The following is a 24,091-nucleotide window of genomic DNA, read 5'->3' on the forward strand; positions in this document are numbered from 1 at the left end:
GAAAATCCGTCACCGAAGATACAGGATACTGATTAAGCTGAATCGCGGCGGAGGAACCGGAGGCGACCCTTGCAGCTCGGGCAGGACACCGAACTGGACGCGTTACGGGCGCGTGTACGCGAGTTGGCGGCCCGTCATGCCCCGCCCCGCCATAAGCGCACCGGAGTGCGCGCGCCGGAAGCCCACGAAATACCGGCGCTGCGCAAGTGGACCGCAATGCTGTTCGAAGAACACTTGCTGGGCGTGCACTGGCCGGTCGAATACGGCGGCCTGCCCGACGCCCATCCGCTGCACGAGTCGGTGGTCACCGACGAGCTGACCCGGGTCGGCGCGGCGGGGCCGGTCGGCGGCGGGCTGCTCGCCGCCGCGGCGATCATCGCCTCGGGCACCCAGGAGCAGAAGGACTACTTCCTCCCGCGAATCCGTACCGGAGAACACATTTGGTGCCAGCTGTTCAGCGAGCCCGACGCCGGCAGCGACCTCGCCGCGTTGAGGACGCGGGCCACTCGCGACGGTGACCAGTTCGTGGTCGACGGCCAGAAGGTATGGACCACCAACGGTCAGCACGCCGACTTCGGGTATCTGCTGGCCAGGACCGACCCGGACGTGCCCAAGCACGCCGGCATCACCGCGTTCGCCCTCGACATGCACACCCCCGGTGTCTCGGTCCGCCCGCTGCGCGAGATCACCGGCACCGCCGACTTCAACGAGGTGTTCCTCGATGCGGTGCGCATCCCCGCCGGACAGGTCATCGGCGCGGTCAACGAGGGCTGGGCGGTCACCACGGCCAGCCTGGCGCTGGAACGCTCCAGCGCCGGAACGGGGGCGTCGCTGTTCGGCGCGCTGGACCGACTGGCGGCGCTGGCCGGCCAGGTGCACCGCGACGGTCGCCGGGCCATCGAGCACGACGATGTCCGCCAAGCCATCGGCGGCTTTGTCGCCGACGTCCACGTGAACTCCCTGGTCTCCGCGTTGGGCGACAGTCGATCCCTGCACGGCACCGGCGATGCCGCCGACGCCCCGATCTCGAAGATCCTGTTCAGTGAGATCAACCTGGCGCTGCATGAATACGGCATGCAGCTGCAGGGCCATGACGGTGTGCGGATCGAGGGTGACGCTCAGGTGTACGACGAGGGCTGGTGGCAGGACGCCTTCATGTACGGCCGCGCGTTCACGATTGCCGGGGGCACCAACGAGGTGCTGCGCAACCTGATCGCCGAGAGGGCGCTCGGCCTGCCCCGCTGACCGCTCTTCGGAGTCGAAGGAGACACAATGCCCTTGCAGGACTGGATGAAAGTGATCTCGGTCGACGATCACGTCATCGAACATCCCTTGGTCTGGCAAGACCGGCTCACGGAGTCTCAGCGCGAACAGGGCCCCCAAATCGTCGAAACCGCCGAGGGCCATCACGTGTGGCGCTACGAGGGGCAGCTGTATCCGCAGATCGGGCTCAATGCCGTGGCCGGCAAACCTCCCGCGGAGTACGGCATGGAGCCGGTCCGCTACGACCAGATGATCCCCGGCTGCTACGACCCGGTCGAACGCATCAAAGACATGGACATCGACGGCATTCACGGGGCGCTGTCGTTTCCGTCGTTCCCCGGCTTCGGCGGCGGAGTCTTCCAGCGCGCCAAGGACAAGGATCTGGCGCTGGCCTGTGTCCGGGCCTGGAATGACTTCCAGGTCGACGAATGGTGCGCCACGGCGCCGGACCGGTTGATCCCCTTGGGAATTCTGCCCACCTGGGACCCGGAATTGGCTGCCGCCGAGGTGGAGCGACTGGCGCAGATCGGCACCCGGGCGGTGTCGTTCCCCGACAGCCCGGTGCCCCTGGGCCTGCCGTCCTTTCATCACCCGACGCACTGGGAGCCGCTGTGGGATGCGCTGGAAGCCGCCGACCTGCCGGTCTGCCTGCACTTCGGCGCAGGCGGCTACGTACCTGGATTCTCCGCGCTGGCGCCCTCGCCCGAGGACAGTGCGCCATTCGCCGTGGCGATCGCCACCTTCTCGACCAACCTCATGTGGAGCACAGCCGACCTGGTCTTCTCCGGCATGCTGCAACGCCACCCGAATCTGAAGTTCATGCTCTCCGAGGGTGGAATCGGTTGGATTCCTTACCTGCTGGAGCGCATGGACTACACCTGGGAGCGCCACCGCTGGTATCAGAAGATCAGCCGAACGGACCGCCCGTCGGACCTGTTCCGTCGGCACTTCTGGGGCTGTTTCATCGACGACGAGCACGGTGTGAAATCCCGGGACGCCATCGGAATCGAGAACATTCTCATCGAGGTGGACTATCCGCACTCCGACTCCAACTGGCCCAACAGTCGTAAGAGAATCGCGGAGACACTGCGGGAGGTCAGCGACGCCGATGTCCACCGGATTGTGGAGCTCAACGCACGCGAGCTGCTCCACTTTGGAGATGGACGATGAGCTCTGGTGAGCAACGACCTGAGACCGATGACTACGACCTGTTGACCTTCGGCGAGGTAGCCGCGAGGCTCTCCGAGGTGTTGGCCGCCGAGACAGCGGAATTGGACTGGCTACGCCGCGAAGCGCATCCCGATCAGGACAGAATCCGGGGAGTGGAGCAACGCATCGAGCGGCTGAAGGCCAGCCGACAGCGGTACAGCGAAGAGCAGCGCAGTAACAGCGTCTTCAATCGACGATACGGGTCACCGACCGCGTCTTCGGCCGATACTCCGCAATGGCGTTGAAGAACAACCGAAAACGGGGGAGGGGGCCGGCGGTGTCGTCGCAGCTTCCCTCCCCGCTGGGGGAGGTCCAGGCGTGGACCCAAGGCTATGTCGAACGCCACCCCATCGCATCGCTGAAAACCGTGGGCAGCCAGGCGGCTCTGGGTGTTCGGGCCGTGCAATATCTGGTTCTCGACATCGTCGAGCGCCGATTCGCCTTCCGTGAGTTCGTCGAGCAGGCGGCGTTCATGGCATCGACGGCGATGCTGCCGACCATGTGCGTGGCCATTCCCATCGGGGTGACACTGCAGATCCAATTCGCGCTGCTGGCCGGTCAGGTCGGCGCCACCTCTCTGGCCGGGGCGGCCAGCGGGCTGGCGGTGATCCGGCAGGGCGCCCCGCTGGTTGCGGCCCTGCTGATGGCGTCGGCTGTCGGCTCGGCAATCTGCGCCGACCTGGGATCGCGCACCATCCGCGAAGAGGTCGACGCGCTGGAAGTGCTTGGTATCTCGGCGATCCGGCGGCTTGTCGTGCCACGACTGGCTGCGGCGATCACGGTCGGCCTGGCTCTGACGGGGCTGGTGAGTTTCATCGGATTTCTGGCCGGCTACCTGTTCAACACGTTTGCGCAGAACGGTGCTCCGGGAAGCTTCGTCGCCACCTTCGCCTCGTTCGCGACCGTCGGCGACCTGGTGGTGACCCTGATCAAATCGGTGGTCTTCGGGGCGATCGTGGCTGTGGTGGCCTGCGACAAGGGATTGACCACCAAGGGCGGGCCCGCGGGGGTGGCCAATTCGGTGAATGCCACGGTGGTGGCATCGATTCTGCTGTTGATGGTCACCAATGTGGTGTTCACGCAGATGTACGTTCTGATGTTCCCCAAGGCGGCACTGTAGTGGCCGCGCCCTACCTGCCGCCGGGTGTCCGTCCGCTGGTCGGCGCCGCAACGGCGGTGGGGACCGCTGTCATGCGGCTCGGTCACCTGTTGACCTTCTTCGGCCACGCGGTGGCGGGGATACCGGTGATGCTGGCGCGCTACCGCAAGGCCTTCTTGATCATCCTGTCCGATGTCACCTGGGGGAACGGGTCCATCGTGGTGGGGGGTGGCACCGCGGGCGTGATCATCGTGTTGGGCGCCACCGCGGGAGCGATCGTCGGCATCGAGGGATACCAGGCCCTGCACCTGCTCGGGATGGAACCGGCGGCCGGCCTGCTGTCCTCCACGGTGTCCACCCGCGAACTGGCGCCGATCATGGCCGCACTGGCGTTCGCCGCGCAAGCCGGGTGCCGATTCACCGCCCAGCTCGGCTCGATGCGTATCTCCGAAGAGATCGATGCGATGGAATCGCTTGCCATCCGCCCGATCCCGTATCTGGTGACCACCCGCCTGGTGGCGTCCACCTTGGCCATCATCCCGTTGTACATCCTGTGCCTGGCGGTCAACTACACCACCGTGAAGACCATCGTGACGTTCGCCGGCGGACTCTCCGGCGGCTCGTTCGAGCACTACTTCGGGCTGGTGCTCACCGGTACCGACATCGTGTACTCGGTGGTCAAGGCGGTCATCTTCGTTCTGATCACCTCGACCATCCAGTGCTATTACGGCTACTTCGCCGCAGGGGGACCACAAGGGGTGGGCATCGCCGCGGGCCGAGCGATGCGGGCCAGCATCTCGGTGATGATCATCGTCAACCTCCTTCTCACCGTCGGCCTTTGGGGGATCGGGTCGGGAGCGAGGCTGGGGGGTTGACCATGCAGCAGATCGAATCGGCACACAAACCGCTGGCCGGTTGGAGACTGCTGCTTCGGGGGGTTGCGGTCTTGGCCGGGGTGGTGCTGCTCGCCGGCATCGCGATCGCGAAATCCCAAGGTGCCTTCGCCGACCATGTCCGAGTCACCGCGCTGCTCTCCGATGTCGGCGACGGCCTGCCCAAGGGTTCCGACGTCAAGTTCCGCGGGGCCCTGGTGGGCGCCGTCACCAAGGTGACGCCGGCATTGGGCGGCCGCCCGAACGCGGCGGAACTGAGCATCGATCCCCACTTCGCACCGGAGATTCCGGCCACGGTGACGGCCCGTGTGGTGCCCAGCAACGTGTTCGCGGTCTCGTCGATCCAATTGGTGGACAACGGGCCCGGCGCCGGGCTGCGCACCGGTGCGCAGATTACCCAGGACCAGAGCCTGGCCACCATCCAGTTCCAGACCGTACTCACCAAGATGCGGGAAGTCCTCGGCGCTGTCGGCCGGCCCGGGTCGCGTGACTCGATCGGCGTCCTGCAGGCGGTCGCGGAAGCCACCAGCGGTCGAGGCGACGCACTTGAGGCCGCGAGCGGGGGCGCCAAGCGAATCGTCGGCCAGCTCAACGAGGTGATGGAGGCACCGGGGACCGAGTCGACCGTCGAGGAGCTGACCGACGCGTTGACGGGTCTGCAGGCAGCGGCTCCGGACCTGCTGGGCGCCGTGCATCAGATGGTGGTGCCGATGCGTACCTTGGCCGAGAAGCGGCTGGCGCTGGCCGACTTTCTGTCCGCGGGCAACGCCACCATGGGTTCGATGGCCGAGGCCTTCGAAAACCACACCGACCGGATGATCGTCATCACCACCCAGCTGTCACCGGTGCTCGGTGTCTTGGCCGACGCCGGCGACCAGTTCGCCCCGATGGTCACCCGGATGAACAACGTAGTGAACAGATTCTTCGAGCACGTCTGGCGATCCGAGCGCAACACCGCGGTCGGCAAGTTCATGTTGGTGATCACCCCGAACCGGATGTACACCCGACAGGACTGCCCCCGCTACGGCGACCTGGAGGGGCCCAGTTGTCATACCGCGCCGCTGACCGCCGACCCGCCGGCGTTCCCGCAGGCCATCGATCCACGCAACTACCCCCTCGCCCCGGAGCTCGCGGCCGGTGGCCAGGGGCTGGTGGGCGGTCCGGAAGAACGAGCGAAACTCACTGAGATCCTCGGGCCGGACACCAACCCGGCCTCGGAGCTGCTGCTGGGTCCGGTGGTACGCGGAACCACCGTGCAGATGGTTCCCGAGCCGGCGCCGCCGGCCGGCCCGGCGCCCTCCGCCTCGACCTCAGCGGGGGGCTCATGAGTCGTCATCGCCGCCGGCTGTTGGGACTGGGTGTTTTTCTTGCGGTCTGCTCTGCGCTGACCTGGACGGTGTTCGTCACCCTGCAACGGCAAGTCGTCGGCCCGACGACACCCTATGCCGCCCTGTTCACCGACGTCTCCGGGCTCAAGGTGGGCGACGACGTCCGGATGGCCGGCGTCCGCGTCGGCCGGGTCGAGGGCGTGGCACTGGAGGGGGAACTGGCCCGCGTCGACTTCCGCGTCGAACGGGCGCAACCGCTCTACGGCAACACCAGGGCCTCGATCGACTATCAGAACCTGGTCGGTCAACGGTACGTCGGCTTGTCGCTCGGTGATTTCGCCGACCCGAAGGTGTTGCCCGCCGGGACGGTGATCCCGGTAGAGCACACCGAGCCCTCCTTCGACATCTCGCACCTGCTCAACGGGTTCGAGCCACTGTTCGCCCTGCTGGATCCCGAGGAGGTGGACAACCTCACCACCGCGGTCATCCGGTCCATGCAGGGCGACTCCGGAGCGATCACGAAGCTGATCGCCGACACCACCCAACTGGCGCAGGCCTATTCGGGCACCGACGGACTGTTGGACCCGGTGCTGAAGAATCTGAATTCCGTATTGGATTCGGTGGCCCGACGTGGCGGAGACGTGGAGTCCAGCATCACCTCGGCCAAAGACATGTTCAGTGGTCTGGCTGCTCGTCGCGATGAGTTCGTCACCTCGCTGAGCCAGATCTCGGTGGTCGGGCAACGTCTGGCCAACGTGATCGGCGACGTCCAACCCGACCTACGCGAGTTTCTGCAACGCGAGCCCGGGTTCGCCAAGCACTTCATGGACAACAAGCAGGGCTTCGCCTACGTGGGCTTCAACATCCCGCTCATGCTCAAAGGCCTGGCCCGGATGAGTCAGGAGGGGGCCTATCTCGACATCTACGCCTGCGACATCACCGTCAGCGAATTCCCGCGCATCGACTCCCTGATAGACGCTATCTTGCGGAACGGGACACCCGGTGGCGCCAAACAATTCAGTGCGAAATGCAGGTGAGGCGGTGGTGAACAAGATCCGCTCCGCACTGCGGCGCCCCATCGAAAGCCACGGCAACCTGCGACTCGGGATCGTCACCGTGGTGGTGATCGCGCTGGTCTGCGGCGCCCTGCTGGGCATGGGGAAGCTCGGAGTGGGCCGAGTCGGCTATACCGCCGACTTCGCTCAGGCCGCCGGCCTCAGTGCCGGCGATCAGATCACGGTGGCCGGTGTCCGGGTTGGCTCAGTCAAGGGCCTGCGGCTCGACGACGATCATGTGGCGGTCGCGATGGAGATCGACAAGGGCTTGCGCCTCGGATCCGAGACCCGCGCGGCGATCAAGCTCACCACACTGCTGGGAGCGCGTTACGTGGACCTGCAACCGGGCGGCTCCGGCGAGCTGAAAGACGGTCGAATCCCGTTGGCCAACACCGAAGTGCCCTACGATCTGCAGACTGCTCTGCAGGATGCCACAACGACATTCGACGCGGTCGACGCCGAGAAGATCTCCCAGTCGATGACCACGCTGTCGCAACAATTGCAAGGCAGCCCGCAGATCTTGCCGCAGGCGCTGGACAACATCACGCAGCTGTCCTCGGTGATCGGCTCCCGCCGCGACGAAATCGCAGACCTGCTGCGCAGCACGCAACAGGTCTCCGAACTGCTGGGCAGGCAACAGCAGAGCCTGGGCGTGTTGATGACCCAGGGGCGCGACGTCGTCGCCGACCTGGCGTCCCGGCAAGAGGCGATCGTGCGGCTGATCAACGCGACCACCAAGCTCATCGAGCAGCTGCAACCGGTGCTGGTGGGAGACCGGCGTCAGACCCGTGAACTGTTCGCCAACCTCAACGGGATGATGACATCGGTCGGCCGTAACGACGCACTCTTTCGGAATATGTTGCAGATCATGCCGGTTCCGGTACGGAACTTCACCAACGCGACGGGTAATGGGAACGAGTTCGACTTCAATTCGACCGGCGGCACGGTCATCGATTCGTTCATGTGCGCGATCAGTGGCCGCGCCAAGCAGTTCAACCTGCCCAGCTACTTCGAGGACTGTCAATGACCAGCCGGCTGATGGCGAAGCTCGGCATCGTCGCGATGGCGCTGGGCGCCTTCGGTTGCTCCAGTGGGTCACCGGCGGCCTGGGACCGTGGCATCACCGTGACCGCCCAGTTCGACAATGCCAGCGGCCTTTACGAGGGCAACGCCGTCTCGGTTCTGGGTATGCGCGTGGGAAAGGTCACCGATATCGAAGCCCGGGGTGACTATGTGCTCGTCACGATGCACATCGATCGCGGCGTCAAGATTCCGGCGGACGCCCAGGCCGTCACCCTGTCGACATCGATCCTGACCGACCGGCACATTGAGTTCACCCCGGTGTATCGCGGCGGACCGGTGTTGGCCGATCATGATTCGCTCAGCCTGGCCCGCACTCGCACACCCGTCGAGTTCGATCGAGTGCTGGCCATGATCGACAAGCTGTCGGTGCAGTTGGGCGGCGACGGAGCGGGGGCAGGGCCGATCGCCGATCTGCTGAGCGTCAGTGCGTCGATGACCAGCGGCAACGGCGCACAGATCCGGTCGGCCCTGAGCCAGCTCTCGGAGGCGCTGAAGATGAGCCGGGACCGCGGGGCGCCCACCCGCGAGGCGATCACCACCATCGTCACCAACCTCGAGCATCTGACCAAGGCCGCCGCCGACAACGACGCGACCATCCGTGAGTTCGGCTCGGCGGTCCGGCAATTGAGTGCGATGTTGGCCGGCCAGCGGTTGGGCCGGGGGTCGACGGGTGCGCAGCTCAATCAGATTCTCTCGGAGACGGCCGACCTGCTCGAAAAGAACCGGGAGGTTCTGAAATCCACCACGGCCAGCAGTGAGACCGTCACCCGGGCGATGTCTGACTACCAGCGCGAGATATCCGAAAGCCTCGATCTCATACCGATGTTGGCCGACAACGTCTACAACATGATCGACCACGAGAAGGCCGCAATCCGCGCGCACCCGCTGCTGGACCAGGTGGAGCTGAACACCCAGGCCACCAAGGAACTGTGCAACCTGCTGGGAATGCGCCAGCTGGGCTGCGCCACCGGCACCATCTCAGACTTCGGCCCGGACTTCGGAATCACCAGCATGATTGAGGGATTGGCGGGTCTGGGGTCATGAGGGCAGGCACACGATCGACACTGGCCGCGGCCATGGTGCTGGCCGGAACCGTCAGCTCCTGTTCGGCAGGGCTGGACCGACTACCACTGCCGGCACCATCGCCGGGCGCGCGGACCTACCCCATCACCGCGACCTTCTCCGACGCACTTAATCTGCCCACCAAAGCCAAGGTGAGGTTGTCCGGTGCCGATGTCGGCGAAGTCGAATCGATGGAGGCGCGCGACTACACCGCTGTGGTGCGCATGCGGATATCCGCCGACACCCAGATTCCGGTGGGTACCACCGCCGAGCTTCGTGCAGCGACCCCGCTCGGTGACATCTTCGTCTCGCTGAAGCCGCCCGCGACAGCAGAGCCGGACGGGCCGATGATGGGGCCCGGAGATGCGATACCGCCGGGGGCGACTGCCACGGCAGCCTCCGTCGAGCAGGTGCTGTCCACCGCTTCCCTGCTCAGCAACGGCGGGACCATCCGCAATATCATCAACGTCGTCAATGGCATGGGACATGCGGTCGGTGGCAAGGGCGAAGACCTCAAACAGTTCCTGGACGAGTCCACGCGAGCGGTTCAGAACCTCTCGGACCGATCGACCGCCATCAAGCAAGTGCTGGCGCACAGCGGCGAGTTGGCCACGACCTTGGCGGATCGTCAGCGTGTCCTCGACGATGCGATCGAGGCGAGCGCCCCAGCGCTGGGTGCGATCGCGGGCAACACCGATCCCATTGTGGATCTGACGGGATCAGTCAATCGAATCGCCCTGCAGTTGGCCAAGTTTCCGTCGGTCCGAGGCGAGCCATCGCGAAGCATGATCGCTGATCTGAACCGGCTCTCGGCAGGCCTGGACGCGGCAGCCAACGCACCGGATGCGTCCTTGGAGAACTTCAGCAGGGTATTCGGGCCGATGTTGAAGCTGACCAATTCCACGTCCTCACATGTAGATATCGACTTGGCAGACTTGGCGGTAGGCGCTTTTGCCGATCCGCATCACCCCGGCGACCCGGGCAGTCATGGACCAACCCGGGAGGACTTCCGCAACATGGTCGGCAGCATCAGCTATGCGCTGATCAAGGTCCGCGACAAGTTCTGGGGTGCACCGACAGTGCCTCCCGGACTGGTGCCACCGCCCGACCTGATCGGCCCCCGGCCCGACGCACTGACGCCCGCGCCGCCCCGGCCGAATCTGCTGGCTCCGGGCCCCGCCCCGTCCGCCCCCGCGGGGACACCATGACGAGCATGCTCGGGTGGATCCTGGACGCGGTGCGCTATGTGCGACGGCGCCGCCTTGGCCTGTCGGCGGCGGCGCTGGCCGCCATGCTGGTTGCCGGTGTGCTCTACCTGGTGTTCGGCACCCTGCGTATCGATCCGGCGCGCTCGGACATGTTGGTGCGGGTACATCTGCGTGAAACCGGCGGGCTGCTGCCGGGCCAGGACGTGACTCTGCGCGGCGTCCCGATCGGCCGCGTCCAGTCGATCGACATGTCCGGTGACGGCGTCGTGGCGATGGCCGCCATCAACCCGGGCGCGACCGTACCGGCCGCCGCCACCGTGCGAGTATCGGCCCTGTCGCCGGCCGGAGAGCAGTACCTGGACTTCCGGGCCGACACCAACGACGGCCCCTATCTGGTCGATGGCGCCGAGATCGACACCGCCAGAACACATACCCCGGTCACGCTGTCAACGCTGCTGGCCGACATGGACGGCACGTTGAAGCAGCTCGATCCCGCGACACTGGCGGCGGTCCTCGATGAACTCCGTGTGGGACGGCAGGGTTCCCGGAAGCTGGCGGCCATCCTCGACGGCGGGGCCTTTCTGGTCTCGACGCTTGACTCCGTGTTGCCGCAGACGGTGAGTCTGCTCAACACCAGCAAGGTCGTGCTCGGCACGGTTCGCGATGTCAGTCCGGGGATGGCGGCGACCTCGGCGAGCCTGTCGTCGGTCGCAGGCGGTGTGCAGCAGCTGGATGGCGGGTACCGCCGACTGCTCGACAGCGGACCGGCGGCCATGCAGGGAATCGACACCCTGATCGAGGACAATTCGCCCACCATGGTGCAGTTGCTGGGCAACCTGACGACGGTCTCCCAGCTGATGTACGTGCGGACTCCCGCACTGCAGGAACTGTTCTTCCCGCAGTACCGCCAGGGGTCAGCCCTGGATGCGGCCGCCAGCACCTTCCGCGACGGTGGCGTCTGGGGAGCGGTCAATCTGTACCAACGGTATGCGTGCGACTTCAACCTGCCCAAGGCCCCACCGACGGTGGCTGACCATCCAGAGCCGTACCTATATACCTACTGCCCCAACCCCGACCCGAAGTATCTGGTCCGCGGAGCACGCAACGCGCCGAGGCCGCCGGGGGACGACACCGCGGGCCCGCCACCGGGGGTCAACCCGCTGCAGCGCGCTGACCCGACTCCGCAAGGCCCGCTGACCATTCCCCTGCCCTACGCCGGACCCGTGCTGCCACTACCGCCGCCGCCGAGCGGCCCCTAGCCCTACCGCATCGAAGGGAGCGCCTCATGTCGCGATCTGGCCAGGCACACTCATTGCGCAGTGCACTGTCGACACTGCTGGTCATGATTGTGGCGCTGGCCTGGGGATCGCCCCCGGACGCGCTGGCCGACGTTTCAGCGGGTGTCGATTACACGGTGATACCGGCCAGAATGGCCGGAACCAGTCCCAACGATCTGGGCACGTGGACGGTGGACTACGAGAAGATCGCCGGCGGGGATGCGGCGGTCACCGATCCGATCAACCAGATCCTCGACGACGAGGCCGCCGGACAGGTGGCCACCTATGTGGCGAGCTCCAGCCACAACTCGGCATGGACGTTTCATACCCAGGGCAGGCTGCTGTTCCGGCCGGTCACGATATCGGCGTTGTTCCTCGGCGAGTACAACGCCTTCGAGTTGCCGAACATGCCGTTCCAGACCGTCGCGACCCGGGTGTTCGACGCGCGCAGCGGAATTCAGATCGTCTGGGAGAACCTGTTCGCCGACAAACAGGCCGGCCTGGTGCGGCTCTCAGAGCTGACCAAGAAGATCCTGCCTACCGCCTATCCGGCCCCGCTGGGCGGCTGGGCGGAATACGGGCCCAACATGGCTCCGCTGGAACGCAACTTCCGGGCATGGATACCCACCACCGCGGGGATCGAATTACACTTCCCCGACCGGCAATTCGGACGGGGCCTGCACGTCATCACCGTTCCCTGGCCGGCGGTGATCGATCTGATCGCGCCGGAGTTCGTGCCGATCACCAGTTGAGGACATCATCGGGTCCGCCCGGATTACACCCTGAATTGATCATGATCGTGTTGGCCACCACCGGCCGCCACGGTTCCAGGTTCCAGGTGCCGACCTTTCCCGGATTGGTGAACGACGAGAGCTGCCAGAAGCACAGGAATTGCTTCTGCATCGACAAGGTGTTGGCCTCCGGTGCGTGCTCCATGAGCTCGGCCCACGCGTCATAGCTCTGCGCACCATTGGTGAACACCCCGGATGCGGCCCAGCCCCACAAGGTCGGGTAGACGCGCAGGGTCGCTCGGTCGCCGGTATAGACCCACTCCACATGGTCGATGTACTGAGGTGACCCCGGCGGGCGCGGGGGCGCCGGATCGGCGTTCGTCACGCCGCCGGCGAACAGCACCGCGAGCAGTCCTGTCGCCATGGCGGTCACCCGTCCGCCGGTCATGGCATTCGTCAGTCCACCAGCCGGATCGCGGCCCGGGGACACGCCGATGCGGCCTCGCGCGCCTCTTCGTGCCACTGGGCGGGCACGGTGATCTCGTGGACAACTGTGTAGCCCTCGTCGTCGAGATCGAAGAGATCGGGCGCCACGGCATAGCATCGGCCGTGGCCCTCACACCGGTCGTGATCGACGATCGCGCGCATGCGAGCCTCCTAACCGACCGGCCATTGAAGAGCCTTGTGCTGCAGATACTCTGCCAGCCCGTACTCGCCGAATTCGCGCCCTATGCCGCTGTGCTTGTACCCGCCGAACGGCGACGCCGGATTGAGCCCGCCACCGCCTCCGTTGATCACAACCATCCCGGTCCGAAGCCTGCGGGCAACCGCGTCGGCGCGCAGCGGGTCACTGGACCAAACCCCGCCGGCCAGACCGTAGCGGGAGTCGTTGGCAATCCGGACGGCCTCGTCATCATCGGCGAAGGGGATCACCACCGCGACCGGACCGAAGATCTCTTCCTGGGCGATACGCATGCTGTTGTCGACACCGACGAACAGTGTCGGCTCAATGAAATAGCCACGGTCCAGATGCGCCGGCCGCTTGCCGCCGAAGGCGATCTGTGCGCCCTGGTCCACGCCGCTGGCGATCAGCGCCTCCACCCGCTCGCGCTGCACCTCCCGGATCAGCGGGCCCATCATGGTCGCCGGGTCGGCTGGATCGCCGACGCTGATGAATCCGAGGGTGCCGACGATGCGTGCCACCAGATCATCGTGCAGGGACTCGTGCACCAGAATCCGGGTGTGCAGGGCGCAACCCTGGCCGGCGTGAGTGATGAAGCCGCCTAAGACGTTTTGCAGCACCTTGTCCAGGTCGGCATCGTCGAGCAGGATATTCGCCGACTTGCCACCGAGCTCGAGGACCACCTTCTTGATGCTGTCAGCGCCCTGGGTGTAGACCTTGCGGCCGACGGCGTCCGATCCGGTGAAACTGATGATGTCCACGTCCGGGTGGCGGGTCAACCGCTCACCCGCGGCGGCATCACCGGTGACGATGTTCAACACCCCCGGTGGTAGCCCGGCGGCTTCGGCGATCTCCCCGAGAACCATTGCCTCCAAAGGTGTGTACGGCGACGACTTGAGCACCGCGGTGCAACCCGCCGCCAGAGCCGGACCCACCTTGGCCAGGTTCAGCAGGAACGGGAAGTTGAACGCGGTGATCAGTGCTGCGACACCGTATGGTTCGCGGATCGCAATACCGTGCCCGATGCCCTGGCCGTAGATCGGTGGTACCGGCTCTTCGAAGGCGAATCGGGGCAGCACCCGGTGCACGAGATCGTTGAAATGGTCGATCGGGGCGCCCACTTGGAGCATCTCGGCCAGCAGCCGCGTGGATCCGGCCTCGGTGATGTTCAGTTCGACGAGTTCGTCCCGACGGCGGGTCAGTTCGTCCGCCATCGCCGCCAGAATTCGGCCGCGCTGCGCGGGACTCATTGTCGGCCAAGGTCCTTCGTCGAAGGCCTTGCGGGCTGCGCCGACGGCGGTGTCGATATCGGCCGGTGTTGCCTGTGGGACCTCGGCGATGGTCTCCTCGGTCGCCGGGTTGACGACCTCAAGGACTTCGTCACCCGATCCCTCGACCCACGAGCCGTTGATGAACAGTCGGCGAGTTGCGGTTCGTGTCGTCGTCACGGAATCCTCCTGGTAGCTGGGCGATGAGTATGCTGATTTCGATATTCGAGTTCGGGGTGGTGATGCGGCGCCGCGGACGGCGAGGGAGTGTTGATATGACTGCGATGAATCGGGGCGCTGCTTCGTCGAAGTTGGTGCGGGCGCCCAAGACCGCCGAGATCATCGCCGATCACCTGCGCAGCAGCATCGTCCGGGGCGTCATCAAGAACGGCGACGCGCTGCCCACCGAGGTGGAACTGGTCAAACAATTCGGCGTTTCCCGCCCCACGCTGCGAGAGGCCTTTCGCATCTTGGAGAGCGAGTCGCTCATCGTTGTTCGGCGTGGCTCTCGGGGCGGAGTCTTGGTGTCGACGCCGGAATCGTCGGTGGCTGCCCGCAATTTCGGCCTGCTCCTGCAGATGTCGGGCACCACCCTGGCCGATCTCTACGAGGCCAGGAAGGTCTTCGAACCCGCAGCCGCGCAGATGCTGGCCCAGCGTGCGACAGCGCAGGACGTCGAGGATCTCCAGGCCGCGGCCGCGACCCTGACGGCGCTGGTCGATCACGGCACGGTTGCCGCCGACTTCGGGGAGTGGTCGGCGGCGACGTTCCGGTTCCACGACCTGATCCTGGAGCGGTCCGGCAACAAGACGATCGCCCTGGTCGGCGAGGTGCTGCGTGAAGTCGTCACCAGGCATATGGCGCGGGTGATGGCGGTGGCCGGAGGTAACCACGATGAGACCGAGAAGCAGTTCAGGCGAACCATCCGGACCTTCAACAAGTTCACCGCACTGATCGAGGGCAGAAAAGGTGTTGAGGCCAAGGAGCTCTGGACGACGCACATGGATCGGGCCGGCCGCAGCATGCTCTGGGGAGAACTTGCCAAGGAGACCGTGCTCGACCTGTACGTCTGACATCAGCCGAGAGCACCGCCCTCACGCAGCGTGGTGATCTCGTCCCAGTCCAGTCCGTACTCCAGCAGGATCTCCTCGGTGTGCTGCCCGAGCTCGGGCGCCGGACCGACAGGCACGGTTGGTGTTTCATCGAACTGGTAGGGCGGGGCGACCAATCGGAAAGGCCGGTCGTCTGTGCCGGTGACGCTGGGCAGGTATTCGTTGTCGGCGACCTGCTGACTCGCGCAGACCTCATCGAAGGTGACCGCGGCCGACCACACTCCGGAGAATCCGGCGAGCGTCTGCTGCCACTGCGCCAGGGTCTGCGAACCGAACGTCCGATCGAGTTCGGCAATGCAGGCGGATCGATTGGCGAAACGCGCTGCCGCATTGGTGAAGCGGTCATCGGCGGCCAACTCCGGCCGCCCGATGAGTTCGCACAGCTCCGGCCAGAACCGGTCGGACTGCAGACACACCAGATTCAGCCACCGGTCATCGGACGTGCGATAGCTGTTGACGATCGGGTTCGGCGCGTCCCGTCGGTCAGTACGGGGGAGCTCGCCGATGCCGACCGCACTGGCGGCAAGATCGGGACTCATCGTCCACATACCGGTGTTCAGCAGGGACACGTCGATCACCCCGCCCTCGCCGGTCCGTTCCCGGCGGAACAGGGCCATGGCGATGGCGCCGGCGATCGCACTCGAGCCCTGCAGATCGAAGAACGCAGCCGGTTGGGCTGCCGGCGCGTCGGCGCCGGGTGCGGTGAGCTTGTCCTGGACACCGGCTGCCGACCATGCTGCGGCGGCGTCGAATCCGCCGGAATCCGTCAGGGGTCCTCTGGGGCCCCAGCCCGACCCGCGAGCGTAGATCAGTCGCTCGTGACCGGCCCGCAGGTCCTCGGCTTCGATGCCGAGTTTGGTGCGGACCTTGGGCAGGTAGCTGGTCAGGAACACGTCGGCGGTGGCGGTCAGGCGGCGCAGCGTCGCGATTCCGGCGGGCTGGGTCAGGTCCAGGGTGATGCTGCGCTTGCCCCGATTCGGCACTTGGAGAAAAGGGTTGGGCAGCGAGGTGTCGGCGTTGAGCGAATTCAACAGGCCTCGTTGCGGGTCGCCGGTGGGCGGTTCCACCTTGATCACGTCGGCGCCGAGGTCGGCCAGGATGGCGCCGGCGCCGGGCACGAACGTCCACGCGGCGACCTCGATGACGCGCACACCCTCGAACGGTCGGGTCACTGGTTGTCTCCTGGTCTAGTGCGTCGCCTGCAGCGCTTCGAGCATGCGAGCGAAATGTTTTGGTTGCCAGATGTCTTGGTCTTCCCCCCAGCCGATCTCCCCGTCGAGGTCCCAGCGCATGAGGGCAGTGCTGCCGCCGCCGCGTTCGCAGACGTGGCTGACGGTGAACCCCTCGGCATCCATGACCCGGCCGGTGAGATCCACCAGATGGGCGTGCATGTGCGAGCTCCAGCCGGTGACCGGGTCGCGATAGTTCTTCATCCGGCTGACGGACTTGTCCAGCCGTTCGAAGCGACCGTCGCGCAGCAGCCAACCGTGATTGAGCGGTGAGAAGCCCGCGGCATCACCTTCGGCGACCCGGGCGAATGCCAGGAACCCGGTGCGCGGTCCGGAGTGGCCGAAGATGTACTGAATTCTGGCGCGGCCACGTTCCCGCTCGATCTCGCGCCAGCGCGCTCCGCCTGGATGCAGGACCCGGTCGCTGTGTGCCGCGGCGGCGGGACGGGGCGGCCGGGGACCGCCGCGCGGTGCCCAGGACCGGTCCCGGATGGAGTAGCAGTCGATCGGAATCCGTTCTCCGGAAAGGACGAGTTCCCCGGTGATGTGGCCGAGTTGATCGAAGTGGGTGTGCTCCATGAACGGCGGCTCGCCCGGGGTGAAGCGGCGCGGATCGTGCACGCCGTGGAACGTGAACATCACCGCGAAGTTCGAATCCTGGTCGTGGTACTCGATGCGATAGTCTCGCCGCGGCCGGAGCATCCGCACGCTGAATCCGCCCCCCGGGACGACCAGGTCGCGCAGGTCGGGATTGGGGTCGGTGACCGGAACTTCGGTGCGCATGCGGAAATACCGCAACTGTTCTGGCGTCGCGCCGCTGGGATCCCACACATAGACGCGCCATGTCGCGGTACCGCGGTTGGTGTGGAACTCGGCGTGCAGCCATCCGCCGATCTTGCGCTCGGGGATGTTGAACGACCACCAGGTGGTCTCCGTCCAGAACGGGTCGTCGGAGCCGGCATGGAAGTTGTCGTCGGCGGTGCTGAACGGCGAATCTGCGGTGACGGGCTGGGTGGTGGCACCCAGTGTGTCCGCAGACGGCCCGGTCGACATGTGTCCGATCCTAACGTAAAAGGATACTGATTTAGTGGTTAATCGCGCCCTTGATGGGGCGATCCCTGATCGATGTCGAACAGCGATTCCTGCACCAGGCTGGCGACCAACGTGCCGCGCTGGTCATAGATCTGTCCGGTGTAGACGCCCCGCCCGCCCGAGGCGGCCAGCGGATTGAGGTCGATCAGCACCCAGTCGTTGGGATCAGCTCGGCGGTGCAGCCACACCGTGTGGTCCAGGCTCGGCAGCAGCCCGACCCGCTCGATCTGCGGAGCCCGGGACAGTCCGGTGCACAGATCCGACAGGAACACCAGCCCGCAGGCCCTGATATTCGGGTCGTCTTCCAGGGGCCCCCGGATGCGCACCCAGAAGCGGGCCGGCCACCGGTACCACGCGTCGCCCGAATCGGGCACGCGGGCTTCCAGGTCGAAGGTGCGCGAGGCGTTGAGGTCGTAGCCGGCCAGTTCGGTGGGGGGCGCAACCGCGGGGATCTCGACCGCCTGGTACTCGGTGGCGTGATCCTTGGGACGCGAGAACGAGCACCCCATCGAGAAGATCGCGGTGTTGCGCTGGTGCGCGGTGACCCGCCGTCCGGAGTACCGGCCGCCATCACGGTCACGCTCCACGCGCAGTTCCACCGGGACACCGGCATCACCGGCGGCCAGGAAGTAGCCGTGCAGGGAGTGCGCCACCCGGTCGCCGGGCACCGTGAGGCCGGCGGCGCGCAGAGCCTGGGCGGCGATCTGTCCGCCGTAGATGGCCCGCCGCCCGGCCACACTGACCGGCTCGGCCCGGAAGCGGTCATGGGGCAGGGGTTGCAGCGTCAGCAGTTCGGCCACCGTGACGGGAGTGACCTGCTCCCCGTCGAACACCTCGCGGGAGCTGAGCTTCACAGCAACTCGATGATCGTGGCATTGGCCATCCCGCCGCCCCCGGTCACCGTCAGCCGGCCTTCTCGAGGATGTGGATGGCGCAGGTCGATCCCAGGCCGATCACGTGGGCCAAACCCACCCGGGCGCCGTCGATCTGACGGGGACCGGCCTCATCGCGCAGGTGCTGACACACTTCCCACACGTTGGCGATGCCGGTCGCCGCGATCGGGTGGCCTTTGGACTGCAGGCCTCCGGACACGTTGACCGGAAGTCTGCCGTCACGCCAGGGCGCGCCACTTTCGAAGAAGTCGACGGCACCGCCGGGCTCGCACAGTCCCAGGTTGTCGTAGTGCACCAGCTCGGCGGTGGCGAAGCAGTCGTGCAGCTCAACCAGGTCCAGATCGCCGGGCCCCAGGCCGGCCTGCTCGTAGGCCCGGGCGGCGGCGTCGCGCGTGACCGTGTTGACGTTGGGCAGCACCTGGCAGGCCGGCTCCCACGGATCGGTGGCGAGCACCGACGCGCTGACTTTCACCGCGCGCCGGCGCTGTTCGGGCGAAAGCGACTGCAGCCGTTCTCCACTGACCAACACCGCAGCGGCGGCGCCATCGCAGTTGGCTGAACACATCGGGCGGGTGTTGGGGTAGGCGATCATGACATCGTTCATGATCTGCTCGGCGGACATGGCCTTGGTGTGGGCGGCCAACGGGTTCAGCGTGGAATGGCTATGGTTCTTCTCGCTGATGCGGGCGAACAGCTCCAGCGGGGTTCCGGCGTAATCGTGGCGATGCAGGTACTGCATGCCGATCTGGGCGAACACCCCGGGCATCAGGTCGGTGCCGATATGCCCCTCCAGGCTGGTCACGGCATCCAGGCGGCCCTGCGGTTGCCAGGTTTTGGGCCCGGTGCGGGCCTTGCCGGAAGCGCCGAGCATCCCGGCCCCGGCGAGCTTCTCGGCGCCCACCGCCAATCCGAAGTGGGCTTCGCCGGCCTTGATCGCCAGCATCGCGGTGCGCAGTGCTGTCGCGCCGGTGGCACACGCATTGGACACGTTGAACACCGGGATGCCGGTCTGCCCGAGCTGCTTCTGAACCGCCTGTCCGTAGCCGGGGGAACCGAAGAGGTTCCCGGCGGCCAGGACGTCGATGTCGGCGACGGTGACGCCCGCATCGGCCAGCGCCGCGGTGGCGGCGTCGACGCCGAGTCCGACTGCGTCGCGGTCCGGTCGCTTGCCGAATTTGGTCATCGAGATACCCAGGATCCAGATGTCATCACTCACCGGAGGTCCTCGCTTTCACTGGCCGGCTCGAACCCGAAACCGATCGCGGCCCGGCCCTCGTCGTCGGTGCCGATAGGGAAGGTGGTCAGGCGCAGGGGCATGCCCAGCCGGACAGAATCCGCTGTGGGCTCGACGTTGACGATGGTGGCGCGCACCGATATTCCGTCGCAGTCGACCACTCCGGCCACATAGGGGACGGCCACTCCGGGGGCGGCCACTTCGACCACGGTGAAGGTCTCCAGGGTTCCGGTGGGCGACACCGGTTGGGTGGTGAAGGAGGTGCCGAAGCAGGATGCGCAGGCATCGCGGTGGTCGAAATAGTAGGCACCACAGGCGGTGCAGACGGTCGCGATGAGCGTCGGCGGATCGGTGAGGCTCAGATACCCCACGATCGGGATGGGGTCTGCGGAAACGTTGTGGCTCATGGGAGTCGCGGTCCTTTCTGACGTCGCATCAGACTTGGCGTCCCGCGCCTGCCCAGTAGGCATCGCGGAGCTGGCGTTTGACGAGCTTTCCGGCTTCGGTGCGCGGCAGGGCGGTGACGAAGTCCACCGATCGGGGGCACTTGAATCCGGCGAGGCGGGCGCGGCAGTACGCGATGAGTTCCTCGGCCAGCCCGTCGGTGGGTTCGGCGCCTTCGGTCAATTCGACGACCGCTTTGACCTGTTCGCCCCATTCCGGGTCGGGGACTCCGATGACGGCGGCATCGGCGACAAGGGGGTGGCCGCTCAACACTCCCTCGACCTCCGCCGGGTAGATGTTCACGCCCCCGCTGATGATCATGTCCTTGGCGCGGTCGCAGATGAACAGATAGCCGTCGTCGTCGAGGTAGCCGACATCGCCGATGGTGAAGGCGCTTCCGCGATGCACCGAGGCCGTCAATTCGGCGTCATTGCGGTACTCGAATCGCTCCCCGTCCAGGCGCTCGATGTAGACGTTGCCGATGGTGTTCGGCGGCAGGGCATTGCCCGCATCATCGAGGATCTTCACGCTGACCCCCCGGATCGGCCGTCCTACCGTGCCCGGTTTCTCCAGCCAGCGGTGCGGTTTTGCGATGGTGGCCGCACCCTCTGTGCCGCCGTAGGTTTCCCAGATCACCGGGCCCCACCAGTCCATCATCGCCTTCTTGACCTCCAGTGGGCACGGAGCCGCGGAATGCACCACCGACCGCAGGCTGGAGACGTCGAACTTCTCGCGCACCTGCGGAGCGAGCTTGAGCATCCGGACGAACTGGGTGGGCACCATGTAGGCGGTCGTCACCGCATGCCGCTCGATCGTGGCCAGCGTCTGCTCGGCGTCGAAACGTCCCAGGATCGCCAGGGGCTGACCGACGTTGAGGGCGCCCAGGTAGAAACTTTGGCACCCGGCGTGATGCATGCCGGTGGAGACCAGGTGTGCGCCGTCGAAGGGACGGAAGTCGAAGGCACGGCCGAACACAGCCATTGCATTCGCCGCGATCGCCGGGTCGCGACCGTCGAGTGCGCGCACGATGCCCTTGGGCTTGCCGGTGGTGCCGGAGGAGTATCGGATGGAGTCGCCCTGCGTACGGTGGGCGGGGGCCGTTGCCGGCTGACCCGCCAGGAACTGCGACTCGGTGACGAAGCCGGGTGCGGCGTCTGATTCGCCGACGACGACGCGAATCCTGGTGTCCTTCGGTACGGCCGTGAAGCGGTCCAGGTAATCGCTGTGGGTGACCAGGACGGCGGCGCCGGAATGGTCGAGTATCGAGGTGAACTCGTCGGCCGACAGGGCGGTGTTCAACGTCAGATAGCGCAGCCCGATCTGGTTGGTCGCCAATTGCCAGATGACGGCGTCCACATCGTTGGGCAGCGCGTAGGCCACCACCGATCCGACGGGCAGATCGTGTGCGCGCAGGGCATGGGAGACGCGGTGCGCGGCCCCCGCGAGTTCGGCGAAAGTCAGGGTGCGACCGCTGGGAGATTCGACGATGGCCGGCGCATCCGGGTGGTCGTCGGCGATCCACCACACGCCCAGACGTTGATCCCACGGATGCTGCATCGACCCTCCACCTCGAAATAGCTAGAACAGTATCCTCAAGTATTCACCAAGGGAAGGGCCCGGTGTCCGGCCACGCAGCGCCGTCGGGTCAGGGCTCCGGCGCCGACGTCGCGGTCATGTGCGCGCGCATCCGCATCACTGCCAATTCGGCGTCTCCACCGGTGAGGGCGTCGACGATGCCGCGGTGGGCGGGCTCGATCTTCGACGGCGAAGAGATCGCGCCCAAGCGCGGGTCGGCGTCGGCGAGCTGGGCGAAGAAATGCCACCCCAACCTCATGGTGACGCTGTGGACCAGGCGCAGCGCGTTGTTGTCGGTCAGCGACGCCAACGTCGAGTGGAAGTCCTCGCCATGGAAAAAGGCCGGACCCAAGCCCTTATCGCATTCATGGTGCAGCGACTGCTCGAGGACGTCGGCGCGGCGCGGATCGGCGCGCAGCGCGGCGGCCGCATGCTCGACCACCGCCAGCTCGAGGCCGGTACGCAGATCCATGATGTCGCGCAGCCGGACACCGCGACGGCGCAGGTAGATGGTGATGATCTCGACCAGCGCCGAATCGTCGGGTTCGGCGACGAACAGCCCCCCACCCGGACCGCGGCGGGTGAGCGCGATCTGGTGGTACTCCAGAATCCGGATCGCTTCGCGCACCACAGCGCGACTGGCGTGGTGCTGGCTCATCAGGGTCGCCTCGGAGCCGATGAAGGCGCCGGGGGCGGCGCCCGAGCTGAGGATCTCGGTGAACAACTGCCGGGCCAGCGCCTCACCCCGCTTGTCGCCCAGTGTCCCGGCCAGGGCCACCGCCGGGTCGAGCCGCTGCCGGGTGGCCGGTTGGGCGCGGATGAAATCGGCCTCGGCCTGCAGGTGGCGCCGCATCCGGTCACGGGCTTGGCCAGGGTTGTTGGTCAGGACTGCTCGGGCGATGCTGTCGTGGGCGCGCGCGGTCTCTCGATCGGTGTCGGCCGGCAGCGCCGCGGTGTCGTTGAAGTAGAAGTTCGTGAGCTGACTGAACGCCTCGACGAAGAGCTCGAGTACGGGATTGCCGGTCAACATCGCCAGCTGGGAGTGCAACAGCCGGTAGTTGGAGAAGGTGCCGGCCGATTCCTGCTCCAGGGTCCGGCGAATCGGGTCGATATCGGACTCGGTGATGCGTTGCGAGGCGATCTCGGCCGCCAACTCCTCCAGCAGGATTCGAGTGGCGAAGACTTCGTCGAGCGTGGCGTCGACACGCAACAGATGGATGATGGCCGGGCCGATCACGGCATCGACCTCGGGTTCGGCGATCACCAGTCCGCCGCCGGTGCCACGCCGCATACGTGCCACGTGCTGATGCTCGACCAGTCGGATCGCCTCACGAAAGACGGCCCGGCTCACCCCATAGCGGGCCAGCAGCTCGGCTTCCGAACCCAGAACCTGACCGACCGGCCAGCCGAGTTCGATGACGTCGGCGATGATCTGCTCGGCCGCGCGGCCGGCGAGCTTGGCACGACGCGAGTCGACGCGCGGGGCGATCAGTTCAGGGTTCACATGCTTACCGGTACTGGGCCGGCCCATTGCGCCGCGGGCTGGCTCGGCGTTCGGCCAGCGGCGGATTTCCGATATGGGTGTAGGCCATTCCGTTCTGCAGAGCGGTTGACCTCGTCATGTCTAAAGACTCCCATATCGCGCGGATGGTGCCCTGAATTGCCCGGGGGCTGCGTTCGGCGATCGATGCCGCGATCTCCCGGGCCCGGGTATGAAGCTGTTCGCGGGCGACGACCTCCGACACCAGCCCGATCCGCAGGGCAGTCTCGGCACTGATGCGTTCCTCGGTCCCCATCAGCGCCCAGCGCAGCACCTCGCCGAGCGGAACACCCCGGTGCAGCATGCCGATCGGCTCGAGCGCGGACACGATCGAGGCGTTGGCGTGCGGATCGAAGAACGCCGCGTCCGGCGAGCAGATGATGATGTCCGACTCGTTGAGCAGGTACTGGGCGCCGCCGGCCGCCATGCCGTGCACCGCCGTCACCACCGGCTTCCAGCAGCGGTGATGGATCTTGGGCGAGATCACCATGCCCGGGTCGAAGGTGTTCCAGATGTTGTCGCGGAAGAACCAGCTGGAATCCCCCTTGACGTCCACCCCGGTGCAGAACGCGCGATCACCTGCCGCTTGAAGCACGACGACGTGAATCTCGTCGGTGTCCCGCACCGTCCGCCAGGCCCACGCCAATTCGCTCGCCATCTGCGCGGAAATCGCGTTCATCGCGTCCGGGCGGTTCAGGGTGAGGGTGGCGATGTGGTCGGCGACGCTGAACTCGATGTGCTCGAGCGCGGCGGGCTCGAGGGGGGTGCCTTCCGTATCGCGCTGGGGGGTAGCGGAAATCATAGAAATCAGTGT

24 protein-coding genes are annotated in these 24,091 nt (G+C 66.3%); 13 read left to right on the top strand and 11 right to left on the bottom strand.

Going from position 1 to position 24,091, the window contains the following annotated elements; all coding sequences use genetic code 11:
• Positions 1–69 precede the first annotated feature (69 nt).
• The 12 genes from AWC18_RS10190 to AWC18_RS10245 are packed head-to-tail and all read left to right on the top strand — an operon-like array spanning position 70 to position 12,229.
• The gene (locus tag AWC18_RS10190; RefSeq protein ID WP_064999116.1) at positions 70–1,245 is read left to right on the top strand and encodes an acyl-CoA dehydrogenase family protein; all 1,176 of its coding nucleotides are present in this window, start codon (positions 70–72) and stop codon (positions 1,243–1,245) included.
• Positions 1,246–1,272: 27 nt separating this feature from the next.
• On the top strand, positions 1,273–2,433 hold the full coding sequence (locus tag AWC18_RS10195) for an amidohydrolase family protein (RefSeq protein WP_064999115.1): 1,161 nt from the start codon (positions 1,273–1,275) through the stop codon (positions 2,431–2,433).
• Entirely contained in the window at positions 2,430–2,717 is a 288-nt protein-coding gene (locus AWC18_RS10200) for a hypothetical protein (RefSeq protein WP_064999114.1), read from the top strand. The genes AWC18_RS10195 and AWC18_RS10200 overlap by 4 nt, the downstream gene beginning before the upstream one ends.
• Complete coding sequence (locus AWC18_RS10205) at positions 2,708–3,592, top strand: MlaE family ABC transporter permease (RefSeq protein WP_064999113.1); 885 nt, start codon at positions 2,708–2,710, stop codon at positions 3,590–3,592. Before AWC18_RS10200 ends, AWC18_RS10205 begins: the two co-directional genes overlap by 10 nt.
• A complete protein-coding gene (locus tag AWC18_RS10210; protein ID WP_064999112.1) occupies positions 3,592–4,446 on the top strand; it encodes an ABC transporter permease in 855 nt (284 codons plus the stop codon). The genes AWC18_RS10205 and AWC18_RS10210 overlap by 1 nt, the downstream gene beginning before the upstream one ends.
• 2 nt (positions 4,447–4,448) lie before the next feature.
• Complete coding sequence (locus AWC18_RS10215) at positions 4,449–5,792, top strand: MlaD family protein (RefSeq protein ID WP_085138618.1); 1,344 nt, start codon at positions 4,449–4,451, stop codon at positions 5,790–5,792.
• Positions 5,789–6,829, top strand: coding sequence for an MCE family protein (locus AWC18_RS10220; RefSeq protein WP_064999110.1), 1,041 nt, complete (start codon positions 5,789–5,791; stop codon positions 6,827–6,829). Before AWC18_RS10215 ends, AWC18_RS10220 begins: the two co-directional genes overlap by 4 nt.
• Before the next feature lie 4 nt (positions 6,830–6,833).
• The gene (locus AWC18_RS10225; RefSeq protein ID WP_085138619.1) at positions 6,834–7,874 is read left to right on the top strand and encodes an MCE family protein; all 1,041 of its coding nucleotides are present in this window, start codon (positions 6,834–6,836) and stop codon (positions 7,872–7,874) included.
• Entirely contained in the window at positions 7,871–8,974 is a 1,104-nt protein-coding gene (locus AWC18_RS10230; protein WP_064999108.1) for an MCE family protein, read from the top strand. The genes AWC18_RS10225 and AWC18_RS10230 overlap by 4 nt, the downstream gene beginning before the upstream one ends.
• Positions 8,971–10,200 carry an MlaD family protein gene (locus tag AWC18_RS10235; RefSeq protein ID WP_085138620.1) on the top strand — a complete coding sequence of 410 codons (1,230 nt, stop codon included), beginning with the start codon at positions 8,971–8,973 and terminating at the stop codon, positions 10,198–10,200. Before AWC18_RS10230 ends, AWC18_RS10235 begins: the two co-directional genes overlap by 4 nt.
• 5 nt (positions 10,201–10,205) lie before the next feature.
• On the top strand, positions 10,206–11,459 hold the full coding sequence (locus AWC18_RS10240; protein ID WP_064999147.1) for an MlaD family protein: 1,254 nt from the start codon (positions 10,206–10,208) through the stop codon (positions 11,457–11,459).
• Between the two features lie 26 nt (positions 11,460–11,485).
• Positions 11,486–12,229 (top strand): DUF3298 domain-containing protein, encoded by a 744-nt coding sequence (locus AWC18_RS10245; protein WP_234784536.1) that lies wholly within the window; start codon positions 11,486–11,488, stop codon positions 12,227–12,229.
• Here the strand turns inward: AWC18_RS10245 and AWC18_RS10250 are convergent.
• Genes AWC18_RS10250 through AWC18_RS10260 form a run of 3 tightly spaced genes read right to left on the bottom strand, consistent with a single transcriptional unit; the run spans position 12,219 to position 14,338 of the window.
• Positions 12,219–12,632: a DUF2599 domain-containing protein gene (locus AWC18_RS10250; protein ID WP_234806483.1), complete on the bottom strand. Its 414-nt coding sequence runs from the start codon at positions 12,630–12,632 to the stop codon at positions 12,219–12,221. The two genes, AWC18_RS10245 and AWC18_RS10250, sit on opposite strands and share 11 nt — an antisense overlap.
• A gap of 32 nt (positions 12,633–12,664) precedes the next feature.
• Positions 12,665–12,856, bottom strand: coding sequence for a ferredoxin (locus tag AWC18_RS10255; protein WP_085138622.1), 192 nt, complete (start codon positions 12,854–12,856; stop codon positions 12,665–12,667).
• A gap of 9 nt (positions 12,857–12,865) precedes the next feature.
• Positions 12,866–14,338: an aldehyde dehydrogenase family protein gene (locus AWC18_RS10260; protein ID WP_085138623.1), complete on the bottom strand. Its 1,473-nt coding sequence runs from the start codon at positions 14,336–14,338 to the stop codon at positions 12,866–12,868.
• Positions 14,339–14,433: 95 nt separating this feature from the next.
• Between AWC18_RS10260 and AWC18_RS10265 the strand changes: the two genes are divergently transcribed.
• Positions 14,434–15,231: a FadR/GntR family transcriptional regulator gene (locus AWC18_RS10265; RefSeq protein ID WP_085138688.1), complete on the top strand. Its 798-nt coding sequence runs from the start codon at positions 14,434–14,436 to the stop codon at positions 15,229–15,231.
• A 2-nt stretch (positions 15,232–15,233) separates the two neighbouring features.
• On the opposite strand, the gene AWC18_RS10270 is transcribed toward AWC18_RS10265, so the two are convergent.
• From AWC18_RS10270 to AWC18_RS10305, 8 genes are all read right to left on the bottom strand, one after another.
• Entirely contained in the window at positions 15,234–16,442 is a 1,209-nt protein-coding gene (locus tag AWC18_RS10270; RefSeq protein WP_085138624.1) for a CaiB/BaiF CoA transferase family protein, read from the bottom strand.
• A 15-nt stretch (positions 16,443–16,457) separates the two neighbouring features.
• Complete coding sequence (locus AWC18_RS10275) at positions 16,458–17,552, bottom strand: DUF7064 domain-containing protein (protein WP_085138625.1); 1,095 nt, start codon at positions 17,550–17,552, stop codon at positions 16,458–16,460.
• 38 nt (positions 17,553–17,590) lie between these two features.
• Positions 17,591–18,445: an acyl-CoA thioesterase gene (locus AWC18_RS10280; protein WP_085138626.1), complete on the bottom strand. Its 855-nt coding sequence runs from the start codon at positions 18,443–18,445 to the stop codon at positions 17,591–17,593.
• Between the two features lie 49 nt (positions 18,446–18,494).
• On the bottom strand, positions 18,495–19,700 hold the full coding sequence (locus AWC18_RS10285; RefSeq protein ID WP_085138627.1) for a thiolase family protein: 1,206 nt from the start codon (positions 19,698–19,700) through the stop codon (positions 18,495–18,497).
• Positions 19,697–20,125 carry a Zn-ribbon domain-containing OB-fold protein gene (locus AWC18_RS10290; protein ID WP_085138628.1) on the bottom strand — a complete coding sequence of 143 codons (429 nt, stop codon included), beginning with the start codon at positions 20,123–20,125 and terminating at the stop codon, positions 19,697–19,699. The genes AWC18_RS10285 and AWC18_RS10290 overlap by 4 nt, the downstream gene beginning before the upstream one ends.
• Before the next feature lie 28 nt (positions 20,126–20,153).
• Positions 20,154–21,719, bottom strand: a complete 1,566-nt coding sequence (locus AWC18_RS10295) for an AMP-binding protein (RefSeq protein WP_085138629.1) — start codon at positions 21,717–21,719, stop codon at positions 20,154–20,156.
• Positions 21,720–21,807: 88 nt separating this feature from the next.
• A complete protein-coding gene (locus AWC18_RS10300; RefSeq protein ID WP_085138689.1) occupies positions 21,808–23,241 on the bottom strand; it encodes a FadR/GntR family transcriptional regulator in 1,434 nt (477 codons plus the stop codon).
• A gap of 4 nt (positions 23,242–23,245) precedes the next feature.
• A complete protein-coding gene (locus tag AWC18_RS10305; protein ID WP_085138630.1) occupies positions 23,246–24,079 on the bottom strand; it encodes an enoyl-CoA hydratase/isomerase family protein in 834 nt (277 codons plus the stop codon).
• Positions 24,080–24,091 lie beyond the last annotated feature (12 nt).

The sequence above is a fragment of the Mycolicibacter nonchromogenicus genome, assembly GCF_002101775.1.
Lineage (GTDB): Bacteria > Actinomycetota > Actinomycetes > Mycobacteriales > Mycobacteriaceae > Mycobacterium > Mycobacterium nonchromogenicum.